The following is a 15453-nucleotide window of genomic DNA, read 5'->3' as shown; positions in this document are numbered from 1 at the left end:
CGACCTGTCCTCTATCTTCAGGGACCGGAAGATATCTAGACGAGCCATTTAGTTCTGCACTTTCTGGCTCCTTGGCGGGCTGGCCTCAAGGCGTTCGAGCGCCCATCCGACACGATCGGCGACCTCGAGATCGAAGTCCTGGTCGGGGCTGGTCAATTCGTAGGCCCGCAATTGCTCCGGGGTAATCCCGGCTGCCGCGGCGAAAGCCTCGGGCTCCATGCCCAATGACAGACGCCGGTTATGGTCGCCCTTTGGCTCTCTCATGGTCGGTGGCACATGTTGGGTCATTTTCTAACTCCCCGCATTGCCCAGAACGACCAGCGTGAGCAGGACAGCCGCTCCGCCGATCCAAAGCGCAATCGCCAGCAGCGAAAAGCCCTCCATAAATTCCAAACCCGTCTTGTCGTGCTCGTACATTGGGTCCTCCTCTTGGCCTTATTGGAGAACGCAGCAATTTCGAGCTGGTTGCTACGGGGTAGTTCGGGACGCCGGCAGAGTTATCAACATTAAAGATGACTAAGAGAGTCTTGTTTTGGAGCGTGATTGGAGATAGATGCCAGCGGGGTTCACAACCTTTCCGGCCTTTTCTTATTCTTGGATGTCTCAATGTTTTCGGTGAAGTCGATCAGCGCCCTGTGCAGCCTTGTGCTCCCTCTGGCCCTTTCGCTGGCGCCCGCGCATGCCGCTTCGACGGTCTATCCGCTGACGCTCGATAATTGTGGGGTCGAGATCACCTTCGAAAAGGCGCCGGAACGCGCCATCGCGCTCGGCCAGAACAGCGCCGAGATCATGCTCCTGCTCGGCCTCGAAGACAGCATGGCCGGCACAGCCTTCTGGCCGTCCGAAGTGCTGCCCGAGCTTGCCGAGGCCAATGAGAAAGTGAAGCGGCTCTCGCTCGAAATACCGACCCTTGAAAGCATTCTCGCAGAGCGCCCGGATTTCGTCGCGGCCCAACTGGCGCACCTGCTCGGCCCGGACAGCAAGGTGGCCAAGCGCGAGGATTTCGATAATCTTGGTATTCCGAGCTACCTGTCTCCGGGTCTTTGCGCCACCAATCACGAGAGCGGCGACGTTCACGGCGCGCGCGACCAGCTCTGGAGCATGGATCTGCTCTATCAGGAGATCGACGAGCTATCGCAGATTTTCGACGTGGCGGATCGCGGCCAGCAAGTGATCGCCGATTTCAAGGCTCGCGAAGCGGCCCTCCGCGCCCGCGTCACCGCTGAAACCCAGGACCTGTCCTACGCCTTCTGGTTCTCCAGCCCCAGCCCGGAAGCCGACGCCTATCTCGGCGGCAAGAACGGGGCCTCCGGCTTCATTGCCGATCTCCTGGGTGGCCACAACGTCATGCAGACCGAGGTCGAATGGCCCACGGTGAGCTGGGAAGGCATCATGGCTGCCAATCCAGATGTGATTGTCGTGGGTGAAGTCGCTCTCACCCGCGGCTGGGAGCTCGACAAGGCCGAGAACAAGATCGCTTTCCTCAAGGCCGACCCGGCTATCAGCCAACTCGAAGCCGTCAAGCAAGGCCGCATGGTGGTCATGCAGGCCCAGGCCATGAACCCGACCATCCGCACCCTTTATGGTGCCGAGCAGGTCGCCGACCAGCTGGAAGCGCTCGGCCTGTTCAAGTGATCCTGCTGAACCGGCAAATTGGGGAACGGGCCGGTCTCGGCCTGTTCCTTCTGCTTTCCATGATCCTGCTGTTGCTGGCCATCGCGGCCGGCACCGGCATTGGCGAAATGTCGATTCCGCTCGATACGACCTATTTTGCCGTGACCAACCGGCTGGGATGGACAAGTGTCGCGCTCGACCCCATCCATCAAAGCGTCATCTGGGACTACCGCCTGAGCCGGGCGCTCGTCGCGGCTTGTTGCGGCGCCGGACTGGCCCTCTGTGGCGCGGTTCTGCAGTCGTTGCTCCGCAATAATCTGGCTGAACCCTATGTGCTCGGCGTCTCGGCAGGTGCCTCGACCGGCGCGGTCTCGATCATGATCCTGGGCCTTGGCGCGGGCGCCGTGACCCTCTCGATAGGGGCCTTTGTCGGCGCTCTGGCCTCTTTCGTCTTCGTGGCCCTGCTTTCGAACGGCGCGCGTGCCGGTGCCGGCAAGACCATCCTTGCCGGCGTTGCCGCCAGCCAGCTGTTCAATGCGCTGACCTCTTATATCGTCAGCACTTCGGGCAATGCCCAGCAGGCGCGTGACGTGATGTTCTGGCTGCTCGGCAGCTTTGGTGGGGTGCGCTGGCCCGAATTTCAGCTTGCGCTGGCTGTTGTGATTATCGGGTTTCTGGTCTGCATGTATTTCGCCAGGGCGCTCGACGCCTTTGCTTTCGGCGACGATGCGGCAGCCTCGCTCGGCATTCCGGTGGATGCCGTCCGGGTTATCCTCTTTGCCGTCACGGCCCTGTTGACGGCAACCATCGTTTCCATGGTCGGGTCGATCGGCTTTGTCGGTCTCGTCGTGCCGCATGCTGCCCGCTTCATTGTCGGACCATCGCATTTCCGGCTGCTGCCGACCTGTGCCGTGGCCGGCGCCATCTTCATGGTGCTCGCCGACATCGTTTCGCGCACCGTTCTGCCCCAGCAGGTGCTGCCGATCGGCGTCGTTACGGCGCTCGTCGGCGTGCCCTTCTTCTCCGTCATCCTCTATCGCTCGCAGCGTGTATCATGACCATCGCCGCCGAGAACCTGACCTGGAAGATCGGGCAGACCACGATCGTCGATAGCGTGTCGCTCCGGGCCGAACCGGGCAAGATGCTGGGCTTGCTGGGCCCCAATGGCTCGGGCAAGTCATCGTTGCTGCGTTTGCTGGCGGGCCTCCGCAAAGCACATGCCGGGCAAGTGACGCTCGATGGCAAGGAATTGCGGCAGTTCGGCCGCGGCGCCATTGCACGGCGCGTCGCCCTTGTTGAACAGCACGCCAATACCGAGGCTGCCGTAAAAGTGCGCGACGTGGTCCGGCTTGGCCGCATTCCGCACCATTCTCCGCTTGGCGGATGGACCAGGGCGGACGATGCGGCGGTTGATTCCGCACTTGAGCGCGTCGGCATGGGCGAGCGGCGCGAACAGTATTGGCAGAGCCTCTCAGGCGGCGAGCGTCAGCGCGTGCACATCGCCCGGGCGCTGGCACAAACGCCAACCGAACTGCTGCTGGACGAGCCCACCAACCATCTCGACATTCAGCACCAGATGGACCTGTTGCGGCTGATCTCGGACATTTCGCTGACCTCTATCATCGCCATGCACGATCTCAACCATGCCGCCATGTTCTGCGATTGTCTGGTGGTCCTACAAAAAGGGCGGGTCGTGGCGCATGGCGCTCCCGAAGAGGTGTTGACCGAACAACTGCTGCGGGATGTTTTCCGCGTCGAGGCGAGGGTAGAACGCTCGCCCCATCACGGTAGGCCGCATATCCACTTTTTGCGTTAGTGCCCCGGCTTCGCCGAAAGTTCGGATGCGAGGCGCCGGCAGGCGCGCACCGTGAGCGCCATGATGGTCAGCGTCGTTCCGGCAATGCCGCTCGTCGGGAAGGCGCTTGCGTCGGTGACCAGGAGGTTGGGGATGTCCCAGCTGCGGTTCCATTGGTCCAGCACCGAATTGTCCGGGGCCGATCCCATGCGCGCGCCGCCCGCTTCATGAATGGCCGCGCCCATGATCATGGTCTTGGTGAACATTTTTCGGAACAGAAAGCGGCTGAGCGGGTTGGCCTCGGGATAGGCGCCGGGGCCCTTTTCGATGAGCCCGAGCGGGGAGCCGACATATTCGAGTTCGCCACCTGTGCCCTCGACCATTTCGGTCAGTATCTCGACTTCGCGACCGAGCGTTGCGCGATCGGTTTCGCCCATTTTGCAGCGAATATGCGGCGCGGGAATGCCCCAGGCATCCCTGACCTTGGGGTCAAGCGAGACCCGATTGTCGAAATCGGGCTGCATGACGCCAAAGCCGAAGAACGACAGGCGTGCGTCGCCGGCGCGATTGGTGGGATAGCGGCCAATGCTGCCCTGATAGTTGAAATCACTTGCCGCCTGCCCATTTTCACCGACGAAACGCGGCACGAAAATGCCGCCGGAGGGGCCATAGAATGGGTCGGCGGGGGCCGTGTCGGCGGGCGCAGCGCCCTTGGCTTTGGGGAAGCTGCCCGTCGCGACGCAGGGCAATTGGTCCATGAAATATCGCCCCAGGAGGCCCGAGCTATTGCCGAGACCCGCGGGGTGTTTTGCCGAGGCCGAGTTCAGCATGAGCCTTATGCTTTCGACCGGCGAGGCGCATAGAACCACGGCCGACGCATTGATCGTCGAGGTTGCGCCGGTACGGGTATCGATCACTTCCGCCCCGGTCGCGCGGCCCGTTGCTGGGTCGGTAAGAACGCGGCGGGCGATGGTATTGTAGAAAATGTCGAGATTACCGCTGGCAATGGCATCGCGCAGCGGCCGCAAGACCCGCGTCGGTTCGGGGCCGATATAGCGCCAGGAGATGACCTTTCGCTCCGGCCATTTGCTTTCGAGGTCCATCTTGAACAGCTCTTCGGCCGGCGTCAGCTTGGCCTCATGGCTATAGATGCTGTCGGGCTGGGTCGGGACGTTGTCCTGCCGACCATAGATGCCAAGATTTTTCTCGACCTCTTCGTAATATGGCACGATCTCGTTGTAATCGACCGGCCAGTCCTCGCCCTTACCGGTGCGGCTGTGCGACCGAAAATCGTCATCGGTCCAGCGCAGCAGGCACCGCCCGAACACATGGCTGCGCCCGCCCGCCTGCCGGCTGCGGATCCAGGCGAAAGGCGCGTCCCTTGGCGTGGTGTAGGGGTTTTCGCGGTCATTCACGAAGAGATGGCGCATGCGCATATCGAAATAGACGGCGCGCGATTGCACGCTTTGGCCGGTCAGCGTCGCCTTGGCGCGCTGGCGCAGATTGATGTCAGACTGCCGTATTTTCTTGTTTGCGTTGAAATCCTTGGGACCGATTTCAGGTCCTGCCTCGATCAGCACGACTTTGAGACCATGGGCCGTCAGCTCCTTCGCCGCAAAAGAGCCGGAGGGCCCAGAGCCGATGATCATGGCGTCGTAGTGAACTGCAGACATAGAGAGTGGCTTTCGAAGGAGGAAGAATAGGTTCAGGCCGGCGCCTGGCCGGCGACGACACGGCCATCGACCCAGACGGTTTCGATATTGGCCCGGGTCGCGCCGTAGAGGATTTTCTCGAAAATGGCGGCAGGGTCGGACAGGCCGAAGAGACGAATGCCGCCCTCGTTCGTTGTCGTATCGATCGCCATAGCGTCGAAACGCTGACCGATCGCAAAACTGCCGATCGGCAGATCAAGGGCAATGCCGCCGCCGGCGGTCGCGAGGTGAAAGGCGGTGACGAGGCTGACCGCAGATCCCTTGCGCCCACGCTGCTCGGCAGGCAGGGCGGGATCAACACCTTCTTCGAGCATGCGCGAGGATTGCACGGTGGTGAGGCAGGCATTGAACATCGAGGATGATGGGCCACCGGAGACGTCGGTTCCCAGCCCGACATGCACCCCGCGCTCAAGCGCAGCGCGCAGCGGAAAGACGCTATTGGCGAAATAGATATTGGACAGCGCGCAATGGGCGACGCCGCTGGCGCGCTGGGCCAGCCGATCCATGTCATCGGCCGTCAGAAAATTGCTATGCGCCAACACGGTGTGGCGCGTCAGCAGCCCAAAGCTGTCGAGTGCCGCCGCGTCGGTCATGCCAAAACGCTCAAGCACATGGCCATGGGCCCAGTCGCTTTCCGAGCAATGCGTCTGCACATGACACCCGCATTCAGCTGCCAGAGCGCCAAGGCCCTGCAAAGCTTCATCGGTGCAGGAGGGAATGAACCTCGGGGTGATCACGGGCAGAACGCGGGCGCCGGCATTGTCCTTGTGCGAACGGATATGATCGATGACGGCGCGGGTGTCCGCGATGGCTTCCACGGGGCTTTCGTCGCGATAATTTTCCGGACACGCAGCCGGATCATCCATCACCACCTTGCCGACAAGCGCCCGCTGGCCCTTCGCGATGCAGATATCGGCCAGGAGCTTGGTCGCTTCGCGATCCTGCGTCGCAAAATAGAGTGCGGTGGTGGTGCCACTGGCAAGGAGGTCATCCACCAGCGTCGTGTAACGCTCGTTGGCAAAGGCCAGGTCGGCATACTGCGCCTCGAGGGGGAAGGTGTATTTGGTCAGCCAGACTTCGAGCGGTTCATCGAGCGCGAGGCCAAGCTGGGGATATTGCGGCGCGTGGACGTGGAGATCGACCATGCCGGGCAGAACATAGGTACCCGGAGGCATGCGCGCTATGTCAGGCTTTGTCTCCATGGCGAGGCGGTCGGGATGATCCGGCCCAATGATGGCGGTGATTTCGCCCACGGGGCTGATGACGATCATCACATCCGCCAGCACTTCGAGCTTTTGCGGCGTCGGCGCATGAAAGAATGTGCCGATCACGGCGCGCTCGAACGCGGATTGATCTTGCAGTGCAGATGGGTTCGTCACGGTGTCTGGTCTCCCGAGCGAGGCGGCAGGGCGCGCACGCTTTGGCGCAGTATGAGTTGGCAGGGGATTTCGGTCCGCAGCGGCGGCGAGGGCAGGTCGCCGAGCGCCATATCCGTCACCAGATCGACGGCTTGGCGGCCCATCTCCGCAGTGGATTGCTGGACGGTCGAGAGGCTCGGCGTCATGAACGCTCCAACGGCGGCGCCGTCGAACCCGACCACGGATACATCGCCCGGCACGCTGAGGCCGCTGTCGATCACCGTCTTGATAAAGCCGATGGCCGTATCGTCATTGGCGCAAAGCACCGCGGTCGGGCGATTTTCAGGCAAAAGCGAGAGGAAGTGCACGCCCGAATCGATGCCGCCGGTGAAGCTGAAATCGCCCTGCATGGTCTCCAGCGTCGCGGGGGAAATGCCAGCCCGGACCAAAGCCTCCGTGACGCCACGCAAGCGCTCGATGTCGTGGTAATTGTCTTTCCGGCCGTGAATATAGGCAAAGCGGCGGTGGCCAATTTCCGCGAGGGCGGTCACCGCTTCGCCAATGGCCTCCCGGTCGTTACTGATGACGCTGGGAATGTTCTGCCCGCTCATGTCGAAATGCAGCGACACCACCGGCAGGCCCGATTGCAGCAAGTCACGCTCACCGATGCTGGGAATCGGCGTTGCCATCAGCAACACGCCCGAAATCGTCCCACCAAAGGCCAGCGACAGGATGTGTTCGTCGGTCTGGGCCTCGCGCGATACGTTGGCGATCACCAGCGAATAGCCTTTTGCCGTCAGGGCTTCGGCCGCGGATCGCAGCACTTCGAGAACGGTTTGCGAGGCGCCGATATAAAGTTCGTCCGGCAGCACGACCATGATCGTGCGGGTCTGCCTGATCCTCAGGTTCCGGGCGGCCTGATTGGCGGCGTAACCCAGTTTGCGGGCGGCAGCCTCGACCTTGAGGCGCGTCGGTTCGGCAATGCGGCCGGGCTTTGTCAGGGCGCGGCTGACGGTGGACGCCGCCACGCCGGCCTCGCGCGCGACATCGGCAATCGATGGGGCGTAGGGGCGCTCTGGCGCTGTTTTTTTGGTCATTGCTTCACCTCCTTCCGCCTTCTTGCCGACAAAAAGCCAGCACGGTCAAACCCATAGTGCTGCTTAATTGAATGGCATTTTTTGCGCTTGCGCAGGAAAACGCCATATGCAATCAATACTTCATTGGCAATCGATTGCCAACCGCAATTTGACCCATAGGTCAATTAAAACGGGTATCGATACTCGCCTTTTTGCGAGACGGAGTTCTATTTTCTGATGTCTGGTAAAATAAATCTTGCCGTTGACCTTGTTACATTCTTTCATCCGCAATTCTGGAATGTGAATAGTCATCAAGAAATATTTGAACTGGCCGATAAGAATCCGGAGTTATTCTGGCATAAAATGCTGGACACCGTTGCCGCCGCAGGCTTGTCCGGAATTGAGCCGACTTTCTCGCCGTTCAATTGGCAACACGCGCTCAAGACCTTTGGGTCGACCGAAGGGTTTTCCAATGCGATGGGCGAGCGCGGCCTGACACTGGCCAGCGGCTTCTTTGCCGATCTCGAACATGGCAGCGATATCTCTGATCCCGCCGTGCGGGCGAAGGTGTTCGACCTCGCCAAACGCTATGCCGAAGTGATCAAGGCCTGTGGCGGCGATGCCATGGTTGTCGGTCTGCCGATGCGCCGCACTCGCGACGCCGATAATCCGCTCTTTGTCGACCTTGCCTATGCGCAACGCCTCGGCGAAGTCCTCAACGAATTGGGCGCCATGACGCTGCGCGAAGGTGTCCGGCTGGCGCTCCACACCGAAGCGCACTCGGTGTTCTGCACCGGTCGCGACGTCGATCTCTTCATGCTCGCGACCGACCCGCTTTATGTCGGGTTCTGTCCTGATGCCGCTCATCTGCTCGGCTCTGGGGCCGATCCGGTTGCGGTCACCACGCGCCATATCGAGCGGCTCGTCGTCGCGCATTGGAAAGACGCCACCGGCGTCATGCCATTCGACATTCCGATCGATGCGGGCATTCACGAGAGCCACCAGGAGTTCTTCTGCCGGCTCGGGGCAGGGCGCGTCGATTGGCCTGCCTGGGCGCGCATGTATCGCGACCACAATATTTCCGGCTGGGCCGTCCTCGAACTGGATGCTGCCGCCGATCCCCTGTCCGAAATGATCGCTTCACGGCAGTTCGTCGAGACCGCTTTGCTCCCCATCATCGGCTGAACCAGGCGGCCCCGCTCGGTTCGCGCTTCTCAAGGAAGGACTACTCTATGCGTCTACTCCTCCCAGGCCTCACGGCCCTGCTGCTGGTCTCGACCGCCCAGGCACAGGACCTCACGGCCGAAGTTGCCCACTCCTGGACCTCGGGCGGCGAAGCCGCGGCCGTCAAGGTGATCGTCGATGCTTTCACCGCCCGGGGCGGCAAGTGGGTCGACTGGTCTGTCGCCGGCTTTGAAAGCGCCAATGCTGCCTATATCAGCCGGCTCCTCGCCGGCGATCCTCCGACCGCCAAGACCGCCGTCGCCGGCCCCGAGGTGACCGAGTTGATCGCCCAGGGCTTGATGAACGACGTCGATGCGGCCTTCCATGCCGCCGTGCCCGCCGGCGTCGTGCCGCAGGTGGTGCTCAACGCGATCACGGTCGATGGCAAGGTCTACATGGCCCCCACCGGCATGCATGCCGGCAACTGGATGTTCTATTCAAAGCCCGTGTTCGAAAAGGCCGGCATTGCCGAAGCCCCCAAGACCTGGGACGAATTCTTTGCGGCCATGGACAAGATCAAGGCCGCCGGCCTCACCCCGATCGCCTGGGGCGGACAGTCCTGGCAGGAAGGCATCGTCTTCCACGGCGTCGTGCTCTCGACCATTGGTGATGCCGCCTTCACCAAGCTCTACACCGACAAGGACCTGTCGGTCATCGACACGCCTGAATTCACCAAGGCCGTCGAAACCTTCGGCAAGCTGCGCGACTATGTCGATCCTGGTGCCCCCGGACGCAATTGGAACGACGCGACCGCCATGGTGATCAAGGATGAAGCCGGCGTGCAGCTGCTCTCCGACTTCATCAAAGGCGAGTTCTCGACCGCCGGGGAAGTCGCCGGCACCGACTATGGCTGCGCCCTCGTTCCGGGCAGCGACTCCCTGATCACGCTGGCTGACGCTTTCAGCTTCCCCAAGACCGGCAATGCCGATGAGGACGCCGCGCAAGCACTCCTCGCCGAGGTCGTCCTCGATCCCAAGGTCCAGGCCGAATTCTCGGTGATCAAGGGTTCGGTGCCGATCCGCACCGATATCGACACCAGCGGTTTCGACGTCTGCGCCCAGGAGGCCATCGGCCTCGTCAAAGCCGACAAGATCGTCCTCGACGCGGCCATGACCCTGTCGCCGGCCATCAATGGCGGCTTCAAGGATGCCGTGGGCGCCTATTTCGCCGATCCCTCGATGAGCGTTGAAAGCTTCATCGAGCAGTACAAGGCGGCCTTCGCCAATGGTTGATCAACCGGCTGCGCGCATTCCCGCGTCCAGCCCGGCTCGTACCCGGGCTACCGGCAGGCTCCGCCTGCCGGTAGCTGCTCTTGCGGCGCTGACACCCGCCTGGCTGATCATCCTGCTGGTTTATCTCGGTACCACCATTTGGACGGTGCAGCTGTCGCTGACCAATTCGCGCATGCTGCCATCGAGCGAGTTCGTCGGCCTGGCGCAATACGAGCGCTTGTTCGGCACGGCAAGGTGGACCATCTCGATCCAGAACCTCCTTACCTTCGGCGTCGTCTATGTGGTCGGCGCGCTGGTCGTCGGATTTCTGCTCGCCGTGGCCGTCGATCGCCACGTTCGCTTCGAAAGCATGTGGCGCACGGTTTTCCTCTATCCCTATGCGCTGTCCTTCATCGTCACCGGCCTCATGTGGCAATGGCTGATGAACCCCGAAATCGGCATCCAGGCGACCATGCGCGCCGCCGGCTGGACCTGGTTCACCTTCGATTGGACCACGAAATCGAGCATGGCCATTTATGCCGTCGCGCTGGCGGGGATCTGGCAGAGCGCGGGCCTCGTCATGGTGCTCATGCTCGCAGGGTTGCGCGGCATCGACGCTGATCTTTGGCGCGCCACCCGGATTGAGGGCATTCCGCTTTGGCGGACCTATATCTCGATCGTCCTGCCCCAACTGGGCCCATCGATTGCCACGGCCTTCATGCTTCTTACGATGGGCGCCGTCCGCACCTTCGATCTCGTCGTAGCGCTGACCAATGGCGGCCCGGGCCAATCGACCGAAGTGCCGGCCAAATTCATCATGGACAGCCTCTTTGCCCGTCAGGACCTCGGCCTTGCGACGGCCGGCGCTACTGTGATGCTGGCCACCGTCATGGCCGTCACCATTCCCATTCTCTATGCCCGTGACATCTGGGCGCGCCGCCGTGCGGGGACCATTTGATGCGTGATCCTTTTCCCCAAAGCGCCAATGGTCCGCGGCCCGACAAGGTGACCCCGGCCCGTCTGGGGCTCTACGCCTTCCTCGTCATCGCCGCGCTATTCTTCCTCTTGCCGGCCTATGTCATGCTGGTGACCTCGTTCAAAAGCATGGAGGAAATCCGCTCGGCGCAGATTTTCTCTCTGCCGCACCTGTTCGATTGGTCGGCCTGGATCAAGGCGTGGTCGAGCGCCTGCGCGGGCGTCAATTGCACCGGCGTCAGCGCCGGCTTCTGGAACTCGGTCAAGATCACCATTCCCGCAACCGTGCTCTCCGTCCTCCTCGGCGCGGTCACCGGCTATGCCCTCTCCTTCTGGCGGCCTCCGGGTGGAAAGATTCTCTTTGCCGCGATCACCATCGGCGGCTTCATTCCGCTGCAGATCTTCCTCTTTCCCATGGTGCGGGCGACCGCCATGCTGGGCCTTTACAATTCGCTTGCCGGCATCGTGCTCGTCCATGTCGTCTTCGGCCTGCCGCTGACGACGCTGCTGTTCCGCAATTATTATGCCTCGATCCCGGTGGAGCTGTTCAAGGCGGCGCGGGTCGATGGGGCAGGGTTCTGGCGCATCTTCGTCTCGCTGATGCTGCCTTTGTCGCTGCCCATGCTGATCGTCGCCGGCCTCATGCAAATGACCGGCATCTGGAACGATTTCCTGCTCGGCCTAGTCTTTGCCGGTCGCGACAATCTCCCCATGACCGTGCAGCTCAACAACATCGTCACCACCACTACCGGCCAGCGCGAATACAACGTGCACATGGCCGCGACGGTGCTGACTGCCCTCGTGCCGCTAGTTGCGTATTTCGTTTCGGGCCGCTGGTTCGTCCGCGGCATCACTGCCGGCTCCGTCAAAGGTTGATATCCATGCCCGTTCCAGTTTCCTTGCGCTCGGTCGATATCGGTTATGGGGCGACCGCCGTCGTCAAAAACCTCAATCTCGAAATCGCTGCGGGCGAGTTTCTGGTGCTGCTGGGGCCCTCGGGCTGCGGGAAATCCACCCTGCTCAATGCCATTGCCGGGCTCACCGACCTGGCAAAAGGCGAAGTCTGGATCGGCGAGCGCAATGTGACCTGGGCCGATCCCAAGGACCGCGGCATCGGCATGGTGTTCCAGTCCTATGCGCTCTACCCCAATATGAACGTGGAGAAAAATCTGAGCTTTGGCCTCACGGTGGCCGGCGTTCCCAAGGACGAGATCGTTCGAAGGGTGGCCCGTGCCTCCGCCATCCTGCAACTCGACCCCTATCTCAAGCGCCGTCCATCCGAACTCTCAGGCGGACAGCGCCAGCGTGTCGCCATCGGCCGCGCGCTGGTGCGTGATGTCGATATCTTTCTCTTCGATGAGCCCCTCTCAAATCTCGATGCAAAACTGCGCACCGAATTGCGGGTCGAAATCAAGAAGCTCCACCACGAACTGGCGTCCACGATGATCTATGTGACCCATGACCAGGTGGAGGCGATGACGCTCGCCAATCGCATCGCGATCATGCGCGATGGCGTGATTCAGCAACTCGCTACCCCGCGGGAAATTTATCAACGGCCGGCCAATCTGTTCGTCGCCGGCTTCATCGGCTCGCCGGCCATGAACCTGCTGAAGGGGACCTTGCTTGGTAGCGATGGCGGCAGCCTGTTCCGCTCGAGCTTGGGAGAGTTCGATCTCCCCGGCAAAGCCTTCCCCGCCGAGCCGCGCGAAGTGGTCGCCGGCTTGCGTCCCGAACAGATCATTGTCGGTGCCGGGTCTGGCCTCGCCGAGATCGAGGCGACCATCAGCGTCATTGACGCGATGGGCCCCGAAACAGTCATCTGGTGCCGCGCGCGCGAAAATCTTCTCAGCGCCCGCGTGGCCGGTGATTTCCCGGGTCAAGTTGACGAGGGGATCACTCTGGGTCTGGACCTCGCCAACGCATCCTTCTTCGATCAAGATACCGGACAGCGGCTGCCATAGCGGCGCGCCGCTTTAGGCCATGGTCGGCATCTGGAATTCGGCGCCGTCCTTGATGCCGCTGGGCCAGCGCGCCGTGACGGTTTTGGTCCGCGTCCAGAACCGCATCGCGTCCGTGCCGTGCTGGTTGAGATCGCCAAAGGCGCTGGCCTTCCAGCCGCCAAAACTGTGATAGGCAAGGGGCACCGGCACTGGCACATTGACGCCGACCATGCCGATATTGATGCGCGCCGCAAAATCCCGCGCCGCGTCGCCATCGCGGGTAAAGATGGCGGTGCCATTGCCATAGGGATTGTCCATGACGAGTTGCAGCGCATCCTCATAGTTGTTCCGGCGCACCACACTCAGCACCGGGCCAAAAATCTCTTCCTTGTAGATATCCATGTCGGGCGTCACGCGGTCGAACAGCGTTGGGCCGACGAAATAGCCGTTTTCATAGCCTTGGAGCGACAGGTCCCGACCATCCAGCACCAGCTCGGCGCCCTGGCTTACCCCGCTTGAAATCAGCGCCTTGATCCGCTCGAGGCTCGCCTTGGTGATGACCGGCCCCATGTCCGAAGCCTTGTCGGTAGCCGGGCCGACCTTGAGCCTTTCGACGCGCGGCTTGAGCGCGGCAATGATGCGGTCCGCCGTTTCGGCGCCCACCGGCACGGCCACCGAGATCGCCATGCAACGCTCGCCGGCCGAGCCATAGCCAGCCCCGATCAGCGCATCGGCCGCCTTTTCCATATCGGCATCGGGCATGATGACCATATGGTTCTTGGCCCCGCCGAAAGCCTGCACGCGCTTACCCTGCGCCGCCGCCGCGCCATAGACATAGCGGGCGATCGGTGTCGATCCGACAAAGCTGATCGCCTCGATCTTCTGATGGGCGAGAATGGCATCGACCGTGTCCTTGCCACCATGCACCACGTTGAGAATGCCCTTCGGCAGGCCTGCCTCGATAGCCAATTGAGCCAGGCGCACAGGAACCGAAGGATCACGCTCCGAGGGTTTCAGGATAAAGGCATTGCCCGCGGCAATCGCTGGCGACAGCATCCAGAGCGGGATCATCGCCGGAAAGTTGAACGGGGTAATGCCCGCGCCAATGCCGACCGGCTGGCGCATCGAATACATGTCGATACCCGGCCCCGCGCCATCGGTGAACTCGCCCTTGAGCAAGTGCGGCGCGCCCGCAGCAAATTCCGCCACTTCCAGCCCGCGCAAAATGTCGCCCTTGGCGTCCTCCACCGTCTTGCCATGCTCGCTCGATAGCAGCGCGGCAAGTTCGTCCATGTGCCGGTTGATCAGGCCAACGAAATTGAAAAAGACGCGCGCCCGGCGCTGCGGATTGGTCGCCGCCCATTTCGGTTGCGCTGCCGCGGCTGAGGCGACGGCTGCCTCAAGATCCCTCGCGCTCGCCAGCGCCACCTGGGCCTGCACTTCGCCGGTCGCGGGGTTGAAAACGCCCTGAAAACCCGCGGCCTCGCCCTCTGTTTCGACGCCGTCGATGAAGTGGCCAATCTTGCGCATGGATATCTCCTTGGTGTCAGGGAGCATTCGCAATATGATTGATGCACATCAACGCTCAAAAATTCGCATCCGTTGTGCGGAAAGTGTAGTCAATTGAACTGGGACGACGTTCGCATCTTTCTCTCGGTCGTGCGCCACGGCCAGATTCTTGGGGCCTCCAGGGCCCTGGGCCTCAATCACGCGACAGTCGCCCGGCGCCTCACGGCCCTCGAAGAAGACCTTGGCAGCGTGCTCCTGCGCCGCCACACCCAGGGCGCCGAACTGACGGAATATGGCGAAAAATTTCTCGTTCATGCTGAGGCGATGGAGAGCGCGGGTCTTGCAGCGCGCGGCCTTGCGGGCGCTGACAGCGATGCCGAAGGCACGGTGCGTATTGGCGCGCCCGATGGCTTTGGTGTCGCCTTTCTCGCGCCGCGTCTCCATGAACTGGCCGAGCGCCATCCCCGTTTGCGCGTGGAACTTGTCCCGGTGCCTCGCACCTTTTCGCTTTCTCGCCGCGAGGCCGACATAGCGGTGACCATGGAACGGCCCCGGGAAGGTCGGTTGATCGCCCGAAAACTCACCGACTATGCGCTGGGGCTTTACGCCGCCTCGTCCTATCTGCAGCTGCACGGTCATCCTCAAAACCTTGATGAGCTGAAGCAGCACCGGCTCGTGGGCTATGTGGAGGACCTGCTTTTTTCGGCCTCGCTCGACTATACGGCCGAGTTCCACAAGGAATGGCGCTCGACCATCGCTGTCTCGTCGGCCATGGGCCAGACCGAGGCGGTGCGGTCTGGCGCCGGTATCGGCATCCTGCACACTTTTATGGCCCGTCGCGCCCCGGACCTTGTGGCTGTTCTTCCCCAACATACGCTCGCCCGCTCCTACTGGACCGTCTGGCACGAAGACCTGCGCGGCTCCCGCCGCGTCGCCATTGTCTCGGAGTTTCTTAGCGAACTCGTCGCCCGAGACCGAGCGATCTTTGCGCCCTGAGCCAGCGGTGTTTGGCTTTTTTGCCGTGTCATCCCGCGTAAGC

At 62.0% G+C, this 15453-nt stretch carries 15 protein-coding genes; 9 read left to right on the top strand and 6 right to left on the bottom strand.

What is annotated here, in order from left to right; all coding sequences use genetic code 11:
• Positions 1-48: 48 nt before the first annotated feature.
• Both ASD83_RS20980 and ASD83_RS21475 read right to left on the bottom strand, forming a co-directional pair.
• Complete coding sequence (locus ASD83_RS20980; RefSeq protein ID WP_156385936.1) at positions 49-288, bottom strand: hypothetical protein; 240 nt, start codon at positions 286-288, stop codon at positions 49-51.
• Positions 289-291: 3 nt separating this feature from the next.
• The gene (locus tag ASD83_RS21475; RefSeq protein WP_274532580.1) at positions 292-417 is read right to left on the bottom strand and encodes a hypothetical protein; all 126 of its coding nucleotides are present in this window, start codon (positions 415-417) and stop codon (positions 292-294) included.
• A 189-nt stretch (positions 418-606) separates the two neighbouring features.
• Between ASD83_RS21475 and ASD83_RS12380 the strand changes: the two genes are divergently transcribed.
• The 3 genes from ASD83_RS12380 to ASD83_RS12370 are packed head-to-tail and all read left to right on the top strand — an operon-like array spanning position 607 to position 3430.
• Positions 607-1635, top strand: a complete 1029-nt coding sequence (locus tag ASD83_RS12380; RefSeq protein WP_056311279.1) for an ABC transporter substrate-binding protein — start codon at positions 607-609, stop codon at positions 1633-1635.
• A 59-nt stretch (positions 1636-1694) separates the two neighbouring features.
• Positions 1695-2672: a FecCD family ABC transporter permease gene (locus tag ASD83_RS12375; protein WP_082561247.1), complete on the top strand. Its 978-nt coding sequence runs from the start codon at positions 1695-1697 to the stop codon at positions 2670-2672.
• Positions 2669-3430, top strand: coding sequence for an ABC transporter ATP-binding protein (locus ASD83_RS12370; protein WP_056311275.1), 762 nt, complete (start codon positions 2669-2671; stop codon positions 3428-3430). The genes ASD83_RS12375 and ASD83_RS12370 overlap by 4 nt, the downstream gene beginning before the upstream one ends.
• On the opposite strand, the gene ASD83_RS12365 is transcribed toward ASD83_RS12370, so the two are convergent.
• Genes ASD83_RS12365 through ASD83_RS12355 form a run of 3 tightly spaced genes read right to left on the bottom strand, consistent with a single transcriptional unit; the run spans position 3427 to position 7576 of the window.
• Positions 3427-5082, bottom strand: a complete 1656-nt coding sequence (locus ASD83_RS12365) for an FAD-dependent oxidoreductase (RefSeq protein WP_056311273.1) — start codon at positions 5080-5082, stop codon at positions 3427-3429. The two genes, ASD83_RS12370 and ASD83_RS12365, sit on opposite strands and share 4 nt — an antisense overlap.
• Before the next feature lie 32 nt (positions 5083-5114).
• Positions 5115-6500 carry a guanine deaminase gene (guaD, locus tag ASD83_RS12360; protein WP_244489161.1) on the bottom strand — a complete coding sequence of 462 codons (1386 nt, stop codon included), beginning with the start codon at positions 6498-6500 and terminating at the stop codon, positions 5115-5117.
• The gene (locus ASD83_RS12355) at positions 6497-7576 is read right to left on the bottom strand and encodes a LacI family DNA-binding transcriptional regulator (RefSeq protein WP_056311270.1); all 1080 of its coding nucleotides are present in this window, start codon (positions 7574-7576) and stop codon (positions 6497-6499) included. Before ASD83_RS12355 ends, guaD begins: the two co-directional genes overlap by 4 nt.
• A 216-nt stretch (positions 7577-7792) precedes the next feature.
• Between ASD83_RS12355 and ASD83_RS12350 the strand changes: the two genes are divergently transcribed.
• The 5 genes from ASD83_RS12350 to ASD83_RS12330 are packed head-to-tail and all read left to right on the top strand — an operon-like array spanning position 7793 to position 12926.
• Positions 7793-8740 (top strand): sugar phosphate isomerase/epimerase family protein, encoded by a 948-nt coding sequence (locus tag ASD83_RS12350; protein WP_056311268.1) that lies wholly within the window; start codon positions 7793-7795, stop codon positions 8738-8740.
• Between the two features lie 47 nt (positions 8741-8787).
• Positions 8788-10011 (top strand): ABC transporter substrate-binding protein, encoded by a 1224-nt coding sequence (locus ASD83_RS12345; RefSeq protein WP_056311266.1) that lies wholly within the window; start codon positions 8788-8790, stop codon positions 10009-10011.
• Entirely contained in the window at positions 10004-10948 is a 945-nt protein-coding gene (locus ASD83_RS12340; protein ID WP_082561148.1) for a carbohydrate ABC transporter permease, read from the top strand. The genes ASD83_RS12345 and ASD83_RS12340 overlap by 8 nt, the downstream gene beginning before the upstream one ends.
• Positions 10948-11841: a carbohydrate ABC transporter permease gene (locus tag ASD83_RS12335; RefSeq protein ID WP_056311264.1), complete on the top strand. Its 894-nt coding sequence runs from the start codon at positions 10948-10950 to the stop codon at positions 11839-11841. Before ASD83_RS12340 ends, ASD83_RS12335 begins: the two co-directional genes overlap by 1 nt.
• A 5-nt stretch (positions 11842-11846) precedes the next feature.
• Positions 11847-12926: an ABC transporter ATP-binding protein gene (locus ASD83_RS12330; protein ID WP_056311262.1), complete on the top strand. Its 1080-nt coding sequence runs from the start codon at positions 11847-11849 to the stop codon at positions 12924-12926.
• A 12-nt stretch (positions 12927-12938) separates the two neighbouring features.
• Here ASD83_RS12330 and ASD83_RS12325 read toward each other — a convergent pair whose 3' ends face one another.
• Positions 12939-14435 carry a CoA-acylating methylmalonate-semialdehyde dehydrogenase gene (locus tag ASD83_RS12325; protein WP_056312388.1) on the bottom strand — a complete coding sequence of 499 codons (1497 nt, stop codon included), beginning with the start codon at positions 14433-14435 and terminating at the stop codon, positions 12939-12941.
• A 93-nt stretch (positions 14436-14528) separates the two neighbouring features.
• Between ASD83_RS12325 and ASD83_RS12320 the strand changes: the two genes are divergently transcribed.
• Positions 14529-15410, top strand: coding sequence for a LysR family transcriptional regulator (locus ASD83_RS12320; protein WP_056311260.1), 882 nt, complete (start codon positions 14529-14531; stop codon positions 15408-15410).
• Positions 15411-15453 lie beyond the last annotated feature (43 nt).

The organism is Devosia sp. Root685 (assembly GCF_001427875.1).
GTDB lineage: Bacteria > Pseudomonadota > Alphaproteobacteria > Rhizobiales > Devosiaceae > Devosia.
The sequence above is the reverse complement of the archived record's forward strand: the minus strand, read 5'-3'. Positions and strand labels throughout refer to the sequence as shown.

What these genes read in the sequence shown, in the direction of transcription:
- ASD83_RS12330 (WP_056311262.1), top strand. Translation starts at nt 11,847, where the DNA reads ATGCCCGTTCCAGTTTCCTTGCGCTCGGTCGATATCGGTTATGGGGCG.
- ASD83_RS12325 (WP_056312388.1), bottom strand. Translation starts at nt 14,435, where the DNA reads ATGCGCAAGATTGGCCACTTCATCGACGGCGTCGAAACAGAGGGCGAG.
- ASD83_RS12350 (WP_056311268.1), top strand. Translation starts at nt 7,793, where the DNA reads ATGTCTGGTAAAATAAATCTTGCCGTTGACCTTGTTACATTCTTTCAT.
- ASD83_RS12340 (WP_082561148.1), top strand. Translation starts at nt 10,004, where the DNA reads ATGGTTGATCAACCGGCTGCGCGCATTCCCGCGTCCAGCCCGGCTCGT.
- ASD83_RS12365 (WP_056311273.1), bottom strand. Translation starts at nt 5,082, where the DNA reads ATGTCTGCAGTTCACTACGACGCCATGATCATCGGCTCTGGGCCCTCC.
- ASD83_RS20980 (WP_156385936.1), bottom strand. Translation starts at nt 288, where the DNA reads ATGACCCAACATGTGCCACCGACCATGAGAGAGCCAAAGGGCGACCAT.
- ASD83_RS12355 (WP_056311270.1), bottom strand. Translation starts at nt 7,576, where the DNA reads ATGACCAAAAAAACAGCGCCAGAGCGCCCCTACGCCCCATCGATTGCC.
- ASD83_RS12375 (WP_082561247.1), top strand. Translation starts at nt 1,695, where the DNA reads ATGATCCTGCTGTTGCTGGCCATCGCGGCCGGCACCGGCATTGGCGAA.
- ASD83_RS12380 (WP_056311279.1), top strand. Translation starts at nt 607, where the DNA reads ATGTTTTCGGTGAAGTCGATCAGCGCCCTGTGCAGCCTTGTGCTCCCT.
- ASD83_RS12335 (WP_056311264.1), top strand. Translation starts at nt 10,948, where the DNA reads ATGCGTGATCCTTTTCCCCAAAGCGCCAATGGTCCGCGGCCCGACAAG.
- ASD83_RS21475 (WP_274532580.1), bottom strand. Translation starts at nt 417, where the DNA reads ATGTACGAGCACGACAAGACGGGTTTGGAATTTATGGAGGGCTTTTCG.
- ASD83_RS12370 (WP_056311275.1), top strand. Translation starts at nt 2,669, where the DNA reads ATGACCATCGCCGCCGAGAACCTGACCTGGAAGATCGGGCAGACCACG.
- ASD83_RS12345 (WP_056311266.1), top strand. Translation starts at nt 8,788, where the DNA reads ATGCGTCTACTCCTCCCAGGCCTCACGGCCCTGCTGCTGGTCTCGACC.